Origin of the sequence: Rhodococcus sp. EPR-134 (genome assembly GCF_001647205.1) — a bacterium.
Lineage (GTDB): Bacteria > Actinomycetota > Actinomycetes > Mycobacteriales > Mycobacteriaceae > Rhodococcus_F > Rhodococcus_F qingshengii.
In genome coordinates, this window is the sequence record NZ_LVCT01000571.1 from 1 (window position 1) to 1,155 (window position 1,155).

General features: G+C 66.1%; 1 protein-coding gene. It reads right to left on the reverse strand.

Annotation, left to right across the window (positions count from 1 at the left end):
* Positions 1 to 1,155 (reverse strand): succinic semialdehyde dehydrogenase (locus A2J01_RS25415; RefSeq protein ID WP_064113852.1); only part of this gene is annotated, 1,155 nt, incomplete at both ends.

Below are 1,155 nucleotides of genomic sequence, written 5' to 3' on the forward strand. Positions count from 1 at the left end.
ACCGCCCATCGGTGCTGCGGTGCTGCCCCAGGTCGGTGCGTAACCCTCGTCGACGTTGACGGTGCCGGCGTGGATGCGCGCTGCGATGGCTTCACCGGCAGCCTTGCTTCCCGCCCACACACTGGCGTTGAGGCCGTACTCGGTGTCGTTGGCCGCAGCGATGGCCTCTTCGACGTCCTTGACGGGGTAGATCGAGACGAGCGGCCCGAAGGTCTCGTCGCGGTAGCACTCGGCGTCTTCGGGAACCCCGGTGAGCAGGGTGGGCTCGTAGAACAGCGGTCCGATGTCCGGCCGAGCCTTGCCACCGGCAATGACGGTGGCGCCCTTGACCACTGCGTCGTCGACATGAGCGGAGATTGCCTTGACCTGCGCCTCGGAGACGAGGCTGCCCATCTCGATTCCGAATTCGTATCCGGCGGCGAGGTTCATCTTCTTGACGCGGTCACCGAACATGCGGATGAACTCGGGTGCGATGGACTCTTCGACGTAGATGCGCTCGATGGAGATGCACAGCTGACCGGAGTTGGAGAAGCACGCACGCACAGCGGCGTCGGTGACCTCGCGCAGGTCTGCGCCGGCCGCGACGATCATCGGGTTCTTGCCACCGAGTTCGGCGGAGAAGCCGATCAGTCGACGGCCGGCCTGCTCGGCGAGGAGCTGACCGGTCGCAGTGGAACCGGTGAACATGAGGTAGTCGGTGTTCTCAACCAGGGCGGTGCCGACGACGGAGCCCGGCCCGGGAACCACGGCGAAGAGGTCGCGAGGCAGACCCGCCTTGTAGAGCAGTTCGACGCAGGCGAGCGCGCAGTACGGCGTCTGGCTGTCCGGCTTGAGGACAACGGCGTTACCGGCGAGCAGCGCGGCGATGGCGTCGGACACGGCCAGCGTCATCGGGTAGTTCCACGGCGAGATGACGCCGACGACACCCTTGGGCTGGTAGCGGACGACGGTCTTCGTCAGGCCCGGGAGCATGCCGGAGACGCGACGCGGACGCAGCAGCTTCGGAGCCACACGTGCGTAGTGCCGCGACGTCATCGAGATGTCGAGGACTTCTTCCTGAGCTGCGGTACGCGACTTTCCGGTCTCGGCCTGAGCCATGTCCATGAGGGCGTCGCGGTTCTCGAGGATGAGATCGCGGTAGCGGTGGAAGACGGC